We start from the raw sequence: 14,287 nt of genomic DNA, 5'->3' as shown, positions 1-14,287 counted from the left end.
TCTCCGGCCATTAGGCCGGTGAGGATGTCAACTTACGATGCAGGAAGTTTACGCCGGTTTGCTCATAGCTGTAGGTGTTGATGAGTATTCTGCGCAAATACAGCTTGATCACTGTTCGATGCTTGGCGTTAAGTTTAGAGATATGGCAAATTTACTCTCTCCTGATGCTGTATTTTCTATGGAACAAAGTGCGGTGCCTCTGGATTTGGGATCTTTACTTGACTTGAAAGAAGACAATGCTTATGGATTGTGTATTGATTTTCATCGCTTTGAGAAGGGGTCGCATATGCAGTTTATTGATGCAAGAGGCAATGAAGTTTTTGAAATCACTCCTCCTGGCTCATATTCTGAGACTATGTCTTCTAACAAGCAGAATCCCGATTATATTAATATAATGAACGTAGCGCACAATCTTACCAGCACTAAGGCGCAGTTTATGCGTTTGATGCAGTGCTTAACACAAACGCCTTTGATTTTTGCGCGCTCTTATGCGTCTTTGTTCCCTGGGGTTATCATGTCAGAGCATGGCGGATATCCTGTAACGATCAAGGAACAAAATGACGGATCGGTCTTAGTCGGTATTCGATCCGGAGACAGATCTAATATGGACTTTAAAACCGAGATTAAAGTTAATATAGACGGCAGTCATGAGGTTTTAAGCTGCACTTTAAAGCGCAGAAGCTAATAACCTGAAAATATTGCATTGCTCAGATAAATATTAAAAGAAAGTGATTTTTAAGTCACTTTCTTTTTAGCTGCAAAAAAGAAGTTTAATTTTAATTTGTTATTTTAAGTTTTAGTCTGTTGTATGTTATTACGGCTATACTTAATAAGTTTTAAAAAGCGTGTGTACTACGGTAGATGTTATCTTAGTAATTTTAGGTAAGCTATCAGCAAGCAAGATCTCTCTTAATACTCTCCGAAGTTTTTGATCGGAGAGTATATCACTTATAACTGCTTGATTTTTATATTAATATGACAGCTTTGGATTTTTAGTTTCTAATCATCCCAAGGTATAGCATTGTCCGGATGTTCACCAGACCAAGCGCATAATGGGAGATTATTTAAATCAGACATTTCTTTTTCAGAAAGAGCAAAGTCAAATAACTTTTGGTTTTCAAGCATCCGTTCAAGATGCGTAGTTTTAGGTAAAGGCAGGACGCCTCGCTCTAAAGCATAACGTAGCAGGATCTTGGCTACGCTGCGGTTATGAGCTGAGGCAATCACTTTTACTAATTCGTTATTAATTAATCCGCCCTGGCCTAAAGGTCTCCAGGCTTCAACTAGGATACCGTGCTTTATAGAATAATTATAAGCTTCTTCTTGCAGATAACCAGGGTGAAACTCGATTTGATTGATGCAAGGAAGTATATCGCTTTGCAATGCAGCAAAGTGGTGAGGAAGAAAATTGGCTACGCCGATGGATCTTACTATACCTTCGGTGCGCATTTTGATGAATTCATTCCAAGTGACAGCTAATTTCTCTTGCCAGGAACTATCTTTCTTAGAAGCTTTAGGCCAATGGATAAGCAGTAAATCAATGTAGTCTGTTTGCAGATCCTGTAAAGAATTTTTAAGTGATAAGCGGGCTTTTTCAGGACAAAGATCGTCTTTCCATACTTTGGTCGTTATAAAAAGCTTTTCACGTGAAACCCCTGATTTTTTTATAGCTTTGCCGATGGATGTTTCTGATTTATACAAAGCTGCACTGTCAAAATGACGGAAACCTGAATTAATAGCATCAACGATAATTTGCTCACCGTTTTCGTTTTCTTTTATTTTCCAAGTACCGAATCCGACGCAGGGGATTTTGTTGCCGTCATTTAAAGTAAAAGTTGAGTTTATGTCGGTAAACTCTTTGGCTTGAGAAATGAAGTCTTTCATAATTTAATTTTTTCCTCAGTCATGAATTTCATTGCTGGGATAGCAGCCGAGAATCTTAATTTCTCCGGTTAATTGTTTCAGGTTGTCCATAATATTCTGCATGACGGGAGTATCAAGATTTGCTTCTACGTCAGCAAAGAAAATTTCCTCCCAGGTTTCTCGAGCATTGCGCTCTCGCGGTCTTGAATGCAGTTTTGTAAGATTAATATTGTTTTTACTAAATTCATTAAGAACGGAGATTAAAGATCCGGGAGTATATTTTTTAGTAGTAAAAATGATGGAAGTTTTAGCATCTACGAAGCCTGGAACCACAATGGGACTCATAGCTATAACGATAAAGCGCGTAAAGTTGTTGGGATTATTTGCAATGTCGGTTACCAAGGAATTTAAAGAATAGAATTTCGCTGCATTTTTACTTCCCAAAGCTGCGATTTTAGGATCGTTTAATCTTATTACTTCCTTCATGGCTTCTGATGAAGCACTGGTGTAATGAATTTTTACATTCGGCAGATGAATGTTCAGCCAATTGGAGCACTGCGTAACCGGCTGCGGATGGGAGTATATATCAGTAATTTCTTCAAGTCTGCCGCCGTTTACCGTGAGAAGAGAATGATCGATCGGATAAAACAATTCACCGACAATACGGGCTTTCATCATCTGAACGATATCCAGAACATCGTTAATGCTACCTGAACTTGAATTTTCTATCGGTAGAACTCCATATTCGGTTTTGCCGCATTCTACGTTTTCTACGATTTCCGCAAAAGAGTTGCAGCCGTATTCTTCAAATTTTCCCGCATAGCTCTCAAGATATTTATGTGCGGCAAGATGGGAATAGGTGCCGATTGTGCCTAAATAGGATACGGATGTACTGCGCTTTATATCTTTGTTGTTTATCTTATCCTGAATGTAGCATAGTTCGTAAGCTACGGTGTAGTCCATAATTTGGCGAAAAACTTTATTAATAAGAGACGGTGCAAGTCCCATTTCGGAACCTTTTTGCATTAGCGTGTTGAGCTTTTGTTGTTCTCTGTTTTTATCAGTTACCGGCTGATCGCGCTCAAGCTTGTAGTTTGCTATATCGTCGGCAATGGCTTTTCTTTGTTTTAACAGCTCTAATATTTGATTATCTACAGAGTCAATGCGATCACGGCATTCAGTGAGGTTTAGCATTTTTATTTATATCTCGCGGTAATGGGGAACAACAAAAACTAAAAAGGCGGCATATTGTGCCGCCTTCTAATAATAATCTTCTTATTCGCGCTTTGAAAGCAAACGCAGTATTTCAATATACAGCCAGCAGATAGTGACCAATAAAGAGAAAGCGTTGAAATACTCAAAGTATTTAGGCAAGCCTTGATCTACTGCCATTTGAATGTTTTCAAAATCAAGGATAAGGCTTAATGCCGCAATTAGGCAAACGACAAGTGAAATACCTATTGATACGGCACCGGTTTGGGGCAATAAAGCCATATTGAACAGGTGCATGACAAAATCAAGCAGATATAGAACGCAGATAGCACCTGTGGCTCCGACAACGACGGAACGGAAGCGAGCGGTCGGAACAATTAGTTTCATTTTCCACAGGACCAGCATTACCATTACTACGACGAAAGTTGACATTACGGCAGTAACGACGATGCCCGGATATTTCAGCTCAAACGCCATGGAAAGAGAGCCTAATGCTGCACCTTCAAGCACGGCATAAAGCGGAGCCGTAACAGGTGATGCTGTCGGCTTAAAAATAGTAATCATTGCAACAATGACTGCGGCAATGACGGAACCGTACATTAAGAAAGAAGGCAAAGCTTGGTTGGCGACGATATAACTTGCCGAATAAATCATGGAAAGATAGCCGGAAAGCAAAGTAACGGCTACTAAAATAATAGCTTTTGTGGTGGTTCCAGAAAGTGTTGCGGCAGCCTCAATACCGCCGAAATTATATGCACCGGCTTCACGGGTAAGTACACCTATGGCTGGATTTGATGATTGCATTTATTTATAGCTCCTAATGTGTTTATGAGATTATCTCGATTGTACTAAATAGGGACTATTAGTCAAATTTACAAGAAAAATATACGCGTAAATGCAAAAGAATCTCACAATTTTTGTTCATTCTGAAAACCATTGCGGATTGCATTTATCCATAACCATGGATAATGATTCAGCTGTTTCCTGCAGGTGCTGAATCATTGCTTTTTCCGCCAAGTCGGGATCTTGTTTTTTTAGTGCCTCAAGAACTTTACGGTGGGCTCGGCAGGTTTTGCTTATCGGTGTCAACTCAAATTCGATAGATAAAAAGCGCAGACGATCCATTGAGCCTTTGACTGTCTCAACAATGTCCCAAGCTTTGTCATAACCAGGCGCGGACAGGATTATGCGATGGAATTCATCATCAAGGCTAAAGTGCAGATGGACGTTATAGTCATCGGCAACATTTTCTTGTTTGTGGACATTTTCTTCAAGTAAAGCGATAACCTTATCATTAATGCATTCTGCAGTTTTACGAATGATTTTTGATTCAATTGCTTCGCGAATCACCGCGCCTTGCAGAACCTGACTTCTTGAAATACGTTTTACTCGGGTAGTTTTTTTAGGTTCAATCAAAACGAAGCCGTTTTCTGAAAGTTTAATTAAAGCTTCACGTACCGGCTGACGGGAAATATTGAATTTAGCCGAAACTTCATTTTCAGATAAATGATCTCCGGGCATAAGACGGCATTCAATAATGGCACGCTTTAAGAAGGCATAGATTTGACGACTTATAGGATCTACGGAATTTAAAATAAATTTTTCATCAGTTAAAAAAATATCGTTCACGTTTGTTCCCGCCTGCAAATAAAGTGCGATTAGTTTAACGTAAATTTAGCTTTTTTTACAGAAAGATAGGGACTAATGCCTGCAAAATCCGGCATTAGTATATGACTAAATGATCTGATCATATAAATAAATTTTATATCGCAGTACATTTTCTTTTTAAAAGAACACTCTCCTTTTGTCTTGTATTTATCAATAAAATTATCAATAAAAAATTTTATTTTGCAGTGAGTTTAGCTAAAAGAGGGCTGATCTATTTTTTAATTGAGATGCGTTATTGTGATCTTTATAACTATTAAGAAAAAATGATTACTAGTATTATTTAACAGTTAGACAAAACAATTTATTTCTTTAGGAGATTAAATTATGGGAAAGGGTTTAGTTTTAGCCGGCGAGCCTATGGGTCTTCTTATTGCACAGAGCGAGGGCCCTCTTGATTCTGTTTCAGGTTATTCCTTAGCTGTGGCAGGTGCAGAGTTCAATGTAGCAACCGGTTCTGCTCGTTTAGGTCATAAGACCGCTTATCTTACCAAGTTAGGCGATGATCCTTTCGGTAAGTTAATTGCCCGTACCTTAAGAAACAACAAGATTGATGATTCTTTTGTTATTTACACTAAAGAGCGTACTACCGGCTTTATGTTAAAGAGCAAAGTATCAAAAGGCGATCCTGAAATTTTCTATTTCAGAAAAGGTTCCGCAGCTTCTACTTTAAGCGCTGAAGATGTTGAGAAGATTGATTTTTCTTCATTCTCCCATATTCATTTAACCGGTATTCTTCCGGCTTTGACCGATTCGACCCGCGAAGCTGTTAAGCTTATGTTAAAGAAAGCTCGTGATGCCGGTTTATATGTTTCTTTCGATCCTAACCTTCGTCCGCAATTGTGGCCATCACAGGAAGTAATGGTTGAGTACATAAACGGACTTGCCGCTCAGGCTGATATGGTATTGCCGGGTGACGGAGAGGGCGCTATTTTATGCGGCACTACCGATCCTCACGAGATCAATAAGTTCTATCGCGGTTTAGGTGCAAAGACCGTTGTCACTAAATGCGGTCCTCGCGGTGCCTTGGTATCCGACGGTGATCAAGAATATATGGTTAACGGCTTTGTTATTGATAAAGTTGTTGATACCGTCGGAGCAGGTGACGGCTTTGCCTGCGGTGTTTTGACCGGACTTATGGAAGGTCTGCCGCTTGAAAAATGTGTGGAGCGTGCTTGCGCTATCGGTGCAATTCAATGTACATTTGTTGGTGACAATGAAGGTTTACCTACTCCCGAGCAGTTGAAGACCTTCATGGAAACTCACGCTCGCAGAAGTTAATTTTCACCTATTAAAGGAAAATCAAAATGTCTGAAGATATTTTTTCCAAGATTTCAGAATACGGTATCGTTCCTCTCATTACTTTAGACGATCCTAATGATGCCGTTCCTTTAGCTCATGCCTTGATTGAAGGCGGAATTCCTATTGCTGAAGTTACTTTCCGTACCTCAGCAGGCGGTGAAGCTATCAAACGTATTGCAAAAGAGGTTCCTGAACTTATAGTCGGTGCTGGTACCGTTCACGATATTGATCATGCTAAGGAAACTTTGGATAACGGCGGTCAATTCGTAATTACTCCGGGTTTTAATCGTGAGGTCGTTGATTGGTGCGTAAAGAATAATATGCCGGTATGCCCCGGTGTCGTTTGCCCGTCAGATATTGAAGAGGCAATGGGTTTCGGTCTTAAGACCTTAAAGTTCTTCCCGGCAGAAGCATATGGCGGTATCAATACTTTAAAGGCACTTCACGGTCCTTTTGCCGCAATTAAATTCGTTCCGACCGGCGGTGTCGGTCTTGATAATCTTACCGATTATCTTGATCAGCCTAACGTTGCAGCCGTAGGCGGAAGCTTCGCTCCCCCTTCCAAGCTTGTAAAAGCTAAGGATTGGGCTGGCGTAACCGCAGCATGCAAGGCCATTATGAATAAGGTCTTTGACTTTACCGTAGGCCATGTCGGTATTAATGCCGGAACTCCGGATAATGCCGAGAAGGTAACTAATACCATTGCTGCAATGTTTGATACTGATAAGCGTGATGCCGGACTTTCTTTCTTTACCGGTGATTTAGCTGAAATCATGAAGAATCCGTTTGCCGGTACTCACGGACACGTCTGCGTTGATACCCGCGATCTGACTCGTGCTCTTGCCATGTTGCGTCGTAAAGGCGTAGCTTTTGATGAAAACAGCTATGTTTATGATGCAAAGGGTAAACTCATGACTGTTTACTTAAAGGATGAAATCGGCGGATTTGCTTTCCACGTTCGTCAGCGTCCTGCAAAGTAATATAGGAATTCATTCTTAAAGGAAGGCTCGCTTGTTTTCGGCGGGCTTTTTTTTTAGATTTGTTTCGTAAGACTTTCGGTATTTCGCGTAAATTTTTTAGAAAACGATTTACTTGGCGGCATTATGATAAAATGGCCTAAGTTTATAATTTATAAATTAAATTAACTTTTTAAGTGTTTAGTATATAGAAGCGGAGTTCTAAGTGGTTACTTGGCATGACCTTATCGGTCCTCTTAAAAAAACGGAAAGTTTTCAGCATGTAATGTCTTTCGTTGCTCAAAGACGTGCTGCAGGCGATGTTATTTATCCTGCAGACTGCGATATTTTCAACGCTTTTAAATATACAAGTCCGGATAAATTAAAAGTAGTGATTTTAGGTCAGGACCCTTATCATGAACCGGGACAAGCTATGGGATTATCTTTTTCCGTACCTGTCGGCGTGCCCGTACCCCCGTCACTTAGAAATATTTATCGTGAATTAAAAGATGATATGCCCGGTTTTTCCATTCCGGATCACGGCTGCTTGATACCGTGGGCTCGTCAGGGAGTACTGCTTTTAAACGCGGTTTTAACAGTAAAAGCAGGAGAGGCTTTTTCTCATCATAATCAGGGATGGGAAATTTTTACCGACGGCGTAATCAAAGCTATTAATGATAACTGCGAGAATGTCGTATTTATGCTGTGGGGTGCTGCCGCACGTGCTAAATGCGCACATGTTGACAGAAGAAAACATTTGGTTTTAGAGTGTGCTCATCCAAGTCCTTTATCGGCAAATCGCGGCTTTTTTGGCTGTCATCATTTCTCAAGAGCAAATGCATATCTGCATGCACATAACAAGACGACAGTAAATTGGCAGCTTCCTCTTTATTTGGACGGAAGTGAAATTTTGTAAATTTTAGGCTCGATTTACATAATCATCAGACTTAATTGTGAGTTAAGCATAGAGTTTAAATAAACGGTTCTTCATCTTATCAGAGCAGTGAAGGGCCGTTTTAGTTTTAGAGGATGTTGCGGCTTTTGTCTTTAGCTGTTTTTCGCATTTTAATCTCTCTTAAAAGCGGAATATCTGCTTTTTTAGAAAATTGGCTTGCATTTTTTCTTCTTGGTCTTTGCCAAATATTTTTCTACCTTCGTAAACTTTTTAAATAAGTTGTCCTCAGACATTATCCATTCTTCTGCTGAAATCTGATTTTCTATTTTTGTGAATTTGTACACGTTTTTTTTAAACAAACAATTTATACTTGTTTGTAAGTTGTCTGACAAGCTGCGCAAATTATGAAAATAATCAAAACCTCGGTTACTCAGCAAATAATTGAATATATCAAAGAGAATATTCAAAACGGCTCATGGAAAGTAGGAGAAAAAATTCCTTCCGAGCCGTCGTTGGTTGAGGAATTAGGGGTTAGCCGCGCTTCCTTGCGCGTGGCTATTCAGCAATATGTTGCTTTAGGAGTTTTGCGATCCGAGCAGGGAAAAGGGACTTTTCTGGAAAGTTCCGATTTGGATGCAGTTTTGGGCAATAAAAATTCTATTTCCTTTAGTGATTTTTCCAATATTGAAAAGGTTCTTGAATTTCGTCGTATTCTTGAACCTGAAGCCACATATATGGCAGCCAAAAAGCCCAAGGAAGATCTTGATAGGCTTATTTCAATTTTGAGAAAAAATTATGAGGTAATGGAAAAAAGCGTCGGCAAGGCTGCGGATTTTATTGCGGCAGACATGAATTTCCATCGAGAGATAGCTTTTGCTTCAGGTAACGAGATCATCGGAAATACTATAGCCTTTGTTTTTGCCAATACTTTTAAATGGCATCAACAAATTAACGATTATTTCGGTTTTACCGACGGTATATGGTTTCATAGCGAGATTTTAAAAGCTTTGGAATCAGGAAATGCCAAGAAAGCTAAAAATCTGATGGAACGACATATGACGCATGCTATTGATGAGCTTAATGCGCAAAAAGATTAATTTATAAATTTTAACTTGTATTATCAGTCATTACTTGTATGACAACTGACAAGATATTTTAATACAGGAGCTAAGATGAGCGTTTTGATTAAAGATATTGAGGTCTTCAGTACCGCACCTGAGGGCATCAATCTAACCGTGGTTAAGGTTTTAACCTCCGTTGACGGTTTGTACGGCTTGGGATGCGCAACTTTTGCTTACCGTTATAAAGCTGTAGAAACTTACATTCGCGAATATTTGCGTCCGCTGATGATCGGCAGAGATGCTGAAGCTATCGAAGAAAATTGGGCTTTGATGCATCAAAACGCATATTGGCGTAATGGCGGTGTAGAGAACAATGCTATCGCCGGTATCGATCTTGCTTTATGGGATATCAAAGGCAAGCTTGCCAATATGCCTTTGTATCAATTGTTCGGAGGTGCTGTTCGCAAGGGAGTTCCGGTTTATCGTCACGTAGACGGCAATACTGTAGATGAGATTGTTGATCAGGTCCAATATTATCAGAGTCTCGGTGTTAAGCATTTACGCGTCCAGTCAGGCGGATATGGCGGCGGTCTTGAGGTTAAAGCACCAGCAACTGCTCCGGAAGGTGCGTTGCCCGGCATATATTTAAATTCACGAGAATATATCCGCAAAACCGTTAAATTATTCGACGATTTACGTTCTCGTCTCGGCTATGGCATTGATTTGGTTCACGATGTGCATGAGCGTATTGCTCCCAGTGAGGCTATGGTTCTTGCCCGTGAATTAGAGCCGTATAAATTGTTTTTCTTAGAAGATCCGCTGCCGCTTGATCAAATCGAATATTTTGAGCAGCTGCGTGCTTTGACTACTACACCGATTGCCGAGGGTGAACTCTTTAACAATTGCGCTGAATATAAGACTTTAATCTGCAAGCGTCTTATCGATTTTATTCGTGTTCATATTACTCAGGTAGGCGGTATAACCCCGGCTCGTAAGCTTGCAATTTTTGCCGAGCAGTTCGGCGTACGTACCGCATGGCACGGTCCGGGTGATATGTCTCCTTTAGCTCATGCCGCTAATATCCATATCGACATGGCAGCGCGTAACTTCGGTGTTCAAGAGTGGTCGGGTATTGAACCGCCTAATTTCGTAATTCAGGAGTTAAGCCATAAGAAAGGTGCTTTGCTTGAGGTCTTTGACGGCTTGCCTGAATTTAAGAACGGATACGTCTATCCGAATAATCGTCCGGGACTTGGCATCATTTTCAATGAGAAGGAGGCTGCAAAGTATCCTTGCAATGATGACGTTACTACTTGGACTCAGACCCGTGCCCAGGACGGTTCTTTGGTATTGCCTTAATTTGTCAAATAAAGGGAGTTGTTTATGAAATATAAACTGCTGATGGGAGCGCTGGCATTGTCCTGTGTTGCTGCTCTCTCAGGTTGTTCGCAGGATGACGGCAAGATTGTTATCCGTATGGCCCAGGCTTCTGCAGCTGACGGCGCTATCGGTCTTTCTATGGATAATTTTGCCAAAGATGTTGAGGAAAAGAGCAACGGCCGCATTGTCGTTCATACTTTCCATAACGGCCAGCTCGGTACCGAGCGTGAAAATATCGAAAGCGTACAGATGGGAAATCTCGATATTGCGGTAGTCAATCAGTCAGTATTGGTTAACTTTTTCCCGGATATTGCAGTATTCGATTTGCCTTATACCATTACCTCGGCAGAACACGCCGATAAAGTATTTTTAGGTGAAATAGGTCAGTCTTTCCTTAACAAACTGCCTGAAGTTCGGCTTCACGGATTGGCAATTTGGGAATCAGGTTTCCGTAATTTGACAAATTCAAAGCGTGAAGTTAATACCGCAGATGATGTAAAAGGTCTGCGTATTCGCGTTATGGAAAATAAAATTCATCAGGATTTGTGGGGTGCCTTAGGTGCAGATCCTGTTCCTATGTCTTGGTCCGATGCTTATACCGGTATGCAGCAGGGAGCTATTGACGGACAGGAAAACCCGGCTACCGTTATTGATAAGAATAATGTGGTTGAAGTCAATAAGAACATGGCTATGACAGAACACTGCTATTCAACCGTGTTTCTTGTTATGGCTCCTAAAACTTGGGATCGCTTAAGTCCTGAGGATCAGAAACTTATTACTGACTGCATGAATAAGGCTAGCCTTGATGAGCGTGCTTTAAGCCGCAAGATGGATAAGGAAGCAATCACCACTTTGGAGAGCAAAGGCATGGTCGTAACTTATCCTGACAAGTCTTTGTTTATTGAGAGATCAAAGCCGGTTCGTGAGTTTTACAGCAAGGATTTCCCGGAGCTGGCGGCAAAAATTGAAGCTTTAGCTAATTAAGGTGGAGATGAAAAATGGAATCTTTTCGCAATATTTTTAACAAGCTGCAATGCTTTTCCAAGCATTTGATAGCTTTGTGCATGGTTATCATGATGACGGTAATTTTCGTTCAGACTATGACCCGTTACGTGGTTTTCTACTCTATTCCGTGGTCTGAGGAGCTGTCACGTTACTTGTATGTAACTTTAACTCTTTTGGGCGTAAACCTTGCAGTTACTTCAAAGCAATTAGTGAGAATCGATATTATCGATAATTTTGTCAAGGGCAATACTCTTAACGTTATAAGATGCGTATTAGCTTTTGTTATTACCGTCATCTTCTTTTACAGCTCATTCGGCATGATTGACGTATCTCAGTATCAGCATTCCCCGGCTTTAGGTATCTCAATGCAGATAATGTACGTCATTTTGGGAATTGGCTTTTTTATGTCCGCCGTCGCCTGTTTATTTGAATTGGTTGATGCCTTAAAAGACGGCAAGAAACAAGGTTCGGAGGAATAATCATGGATTTAGCTGCAATTTTCATGCTGCTTACCCTTGTCATTATGATGGTAATCGGCATGCCAATCACCTGGTCATTGGGTGGAGCAATCATCATGGCATTGATGATTGATCAGGATTTGTCTTTGGCGCTTATTACCCAAAAAATGTTCTCAGGATGCGATAACTTCTCAATGCTTGCTTTGCCGGCATTCTTCCTAGCCGGTGATATTATGGCCAAAGGCGGATTGTCAAGACGATTGGTTGCTTTTGCAGATACCTTGGTAGGATGGATTTCCGGCGGTATTTCACTGGTATCAATTGTTGCTTGTACTTTCTTTGCTGCAATTTCCGGATCTTCCGTCGCCACTACAGCAGCAATCGGCGGACTAATGTATCCTGAGATGGTAAAACGCGGTTATCCTAAAGATTATTCAGCTGCAGTTCAGGCAATCGGCGGTACCTTAGGTATTGTTATTCCGCCTTCAACCGTATTCGTTATTTACGGTAATATCACCAATACATCAGTTGCCAAACTCTTAATGGCAGGTGTGATCCCCGGTGTTATTTGCGGCATCGCCTTGTGTGTCTGGGCCTATATTAAAGCTCGTCGTGAGAACTTTCCTCGTTCAGCAGAAGGCTTCTCTTTCATGCGCTTCTTAAAATCTTTTAAGAGTGCAGTTTGGGCTTTGTTAATGCCGATAGTTATTTTAGGCGGTATTTATGCAGGTATTTTTACTCCGACAGAGTCAGCTGTAGTTGCCGTATTCTACGGATTCTTTGTTTGTCTCGGTATTTATCGTGAGCTTTCCGGTAAAGACACATGGGAAATTATTTGTCAGTCATCAATTACCACTGCTAACATTATGTTCCTGGTAGTTACTGCACAGATGTTCGGTTATTTATTAACCTATTATCGTATTCCGATTTACGTTACGGAAGCATTCATGGCGATTGCCAGCTCTCCTGCCGTATTCATGATGCTGATCGTTGTCTTGCTCACAATTTGCGGTATGTTCATCGAAGTCGGTGCTACTAACCTGATTTTAGGCCCGATCCTTGCACCTATTGCTATTCAGTTCGGTATTGATCCGGTTCATTTCGGTTTGGTATTCGTCTTCTTGCTCGCAATGGGCCAGGCAACACCGCCTTTCGGAACTACACTGTTTGTCGCGTGCGGTATAAGTAAGGAGCCTGTGGCGAGAGTTTCAAGAATGATCCTTCCTTTTGTGATTGTTGAACTTTTGTGCGCGATTTTATTTGCTTACGTGCCGTCTCTTTCAACTTTCCTTGGTGAATTCATGAGTTAATAAATTTTAAGGAGATTTATTATGCATAAGTTGTTTGATATTGAAGGTAAAAAGGCTATTGTTACCGGTGGTACCCGCGGTTTGGGCTACGGCATGGCTGAAGGATTGATGGAAGCCGGCTGCGAGGTGGTTATTGTAGGCACTTCCGACAAGGTTTATGACGTTGCAAAAGGCTTTTGTGATCGCGGTTTCAAGTGCCACGGTGTTAAAGCTGATTTAAGCAAGCGTCAGGAAGTTTTTAAATGCTTTGATGATTGCTTAGCTTCATTAGGCGGTGATTTGGATATTCTTGTTACTGCTCACGGTATTCAGCGTCGCCACAGCGCCGAAGTATTCCCGGAGAATGAGTGGGATGAAGTTATTAATGTCAACTTAAATTCCGTATTCTTCTTATGCCAGAAAGCTGCAAATGTAATGCTTAAGAAAGGCTATGGCAAGATAATTACCATTGCTTCCATGGTCTCGTGGTTCGGCGGTCAGACTGTTCCTGCATACACTGCGGCAAAAGGCGGTGTAACTCAGCTTACTAAAGAATTATCCAATGACTGGATTGACAGAGGTATTAATGTAAACTCTATCGCTCCTGGCTATATGGCAACAGAGATGAATGCAGCATTGCTTGATAAGAATAATCCTCGTTATCAGCAGATTACTGATCGTATTCCGGCTCATCGTTGGGGTACCGGTGATGATATGAAAGGTGCCGTTATTTTCTTGGCCTCTCATGCCAGCGATTACTTAGGCGGAGCCATTATTCCGGTTGACGGCGGATATCTCGTCAAATAATTACATATAAAGCCCTCCATAAAACCTAAAGACCTTAATTTTTAACAATTAAGGTCTTTTTTATGCTTTGATTAAGATGTTTTTTATAAAAAAGCTAAATAAATATTTAGTTTTTCAAAATTATTATTTAAAAAGTCATAATTGAATTAACTTATGTGAGTATGCGATATCGTTGACATCCTCACCGGCCTAAAGACCGATGATTCCTACCGCTAAACAACAATAGAGCTACTGTTGTAAGCTTCGGCGGGTTCCTGCTGCCGACCTCTAACGAGGTTCGCTTGACAGGCCATCCGGGCAAGTCCTGCCCTTGTTTTGTGTCGATTTAATGTCCAGCAAATACAGACTTGGTTTTTGTCCGAATTTGTGAGACTTTATCTGACAGCAGTATAGC

14 protein-coding genes are annotated in these 14,287 nt (G+C 40.9%); 10 read left to right on the top strand and 4 right to left on the bottom strand.

Annotated elements, in window-relative coordinates; all coding sequences use genetic code 11:
- Positions 1 to 37 precede the first annotated feature (37 nt).
- Positions 38 to 685 (top strand): hypothetical protein, encoded by a 648-nt coding sequence (locus HMPREF9444_RS07820; protein WP_009143876.1) that lies wholly within the window; start codon positions 38 to 40, stop codon positions 683 to 685.
- Positions 686 to 999: 314 nt separating this feature from the next.
- On the opposite strand, the gene HMPREF9444_RS07815 is transcribed toward HMPREF9444_RS07820, so the two are convergent.
- The 4 genes from HMPREF9444_RS07815 to HMPREF9444_RS07800 form a co-directional block, all read right to left on the bottom strand.
- Positions 1,000 to 1,884 (bottom strand): aldo/keto reductase, encoded by an 885-nt coding sequence (locus HMPREF9444_RS07815; protein ID WP_009143875.1) that lies wholly within the window; start codon positions 1,882 to 1,884, stop codon positions 1,000 to 1,002.
- 15 nt (positions 1,885 to 1,899) lie between these two features.
- Positions 1,900 to 3,057 (bottom strand): prephenate dehydratase, encoded by a 1,158-nt coding sequence (gene pheA, locus HMPREF9444_RS07810; RefSeq protein ID WP_009143874.1) that lies wholly within the window; start codon positions 3,055 to 3,057, stop codon positions 1,900 to 1,902.
- Positions 3,058 to 3,138: 81 nt separating this feature from the next.
- Positions 3,139 to 3,879: a Bax inhibitor-1/YccA family protein gene (locus HMPREF9444_RS07805; RefSeq protein ID WP_009143873.1), complete on the bottom strand. Its 741-nt coding sequence runs from the start codon at positions 3,877 to 3,879 to the stop codon at positions 3,139 to 3,141.
- Between the two features lie 117 nt (positions 3,880 to 3,996).
- Positions 3,997 to 4,704: a GntR family transcriptional regulator gene (locus HMPREF9444_RS07800; protein ID WP_050779014.1), complete on the bottom strand. Its 708-nt coding sequence runs from the start codon at positions 4,702 to 4,704 to the stop codon at positions 3,997 to 3,999.
- 363 nt (positions 4,705 to 5,067) lie between these two features.
- Between HMPREF9444_RS07800 and HMPREF9444_RS07795 the strand changes: the two genes are divergently transcribed.
- From HMPREF9444_RS07795 to HMPREF9444_RS07755, 9 genes are all read left to right on the top strand, one after another.
- Positions 5,068 to 6,021 carry a sugar kinase gene (locus tag HMPREF9444_RS07795; protein ID WP_009143871.1) on the top strand — a complete coding sequence of 318 codons (954 nt, stop codon included), beginning with the start codon at positions 5,068 to 5,070 and terminating at the stop codon, positions 6,019 to 6,021.
- 26 nt (positions 6,022 to 6,047) lie between these two features.
- Positions 6,048 to 7,022: a bifunctional 4-hydroxy-2-oxoglutarate aldolase/2-dehydro-3-deoxy-phosphogluconate aldolase gene (gene eda, locus HMPREF9444_RS07790; RefSeq protein ID WP_009143870.1), complete on the top strand. Its 975-nt coding sequence runs from the start codon at positions 6,048 to 6,050 to the stop codon at positions 7,020 to 7,022.
- Between the two features lie 202 nt (positions 7,023 to 7,224).
- Entirely contained in the window at positions 7,225 to 7,914 is a 690-nt protein-coding gene (gene ung / locus HMPREF9444_RS07785; RefSeq protein WP_009143869.1) for a uracil-DNA glycosylase, read from the top strand.
- Positions 7,915 to 8,297: 383 nt separating this feature from the next.
- Positions 8,298 to 8,990 carry a FadR/GntR family transcriptional regulator gene (locus HMPREF9444_RS07780; protein ID WP_009143867.1) on the top strand — a complete coding sequence of 231 codons (693 nt, stop codon included), beginning with the start codon at positions 8,298 to 8,300 and terminating at the stop codon, positions 8,988 to 8,990.
- Between the two features lie 75 nt (positions 8,991 to 9,065).
- On the top strand, positions 9,066 to 10,313 hold the full coding sequence (locus HMPREF9444_RS07775; protein WP_009143866.1) for an enolase C-terminal domain-like protein: 1,248 nt from the start codon (positions 9,066 to 9,068) through the stop codon (positions 10,311 to 10,313).
- A 24-nt stretch (positions 10,314 to 10,337) separates the two neighbouring features.
- Entirely contained in the window at positions 10,338 to 11,318 is a 981-nt protein-coding gene (locus HMPREF9444_RS07770; RefSeq protein ID WP_009143865.1) for a TRAP transporter substrate-binding protein, read from the top strand.
- Positions 11,319 to 11,332: 14 nt separating this feature from the next.
- Entirely contained in the window at positions 11,333 to 11,818 is a 486-nt protein-coding gene (locus HMPREF9444_RS07765; protein WP_040909411.1) for a TRAP transporter small permease, read from the top strand.
- A 2-nt stretch (positions 11,819 to 11,820) separates the two neighbouring features.
- Positions 11,821 to 13,107: a TRAP transporter large permease gene (locus HMPREF9444_RS07760; RefSeq protein ID WP_009143863.1), complete on the top strand. Its 1,287-nt coding sequence runs from the start codon at positions 11,821 to 11,823 to the stop codon at positions 13,105 to 13,107.
- 21 nt (positions 13,108 to 13,128) lie between these two features.
- Entirely contained in the window at positions 13,129 to 13,893 is a 765-nt protein-coding gene (locus tag HMPREF9444_RS07755) for an SDR family oxidoreductase (protein ID WP_009143862.1), read from the top strand.
- The last annotated feature ends 394 nt before the right edge of the window (positions 13,894 to 14,287 follow it).

The sequence above is a fragment of the Succinatimonas hippei YIT 12066 genome (assembly GCF_000188195.1).
In the GTDB taxonomy this organism is placed as follows: domain Bacteria; phylum Pseudomonadota; class Gammaproteobacteria; order Enterobacterales; family Succinivibrionaceae; genus Succinatimonas; species Succinatimonas hippei.
This window is presented reverse-complemented; position numbering and strand designations above follow the sequence as displayed.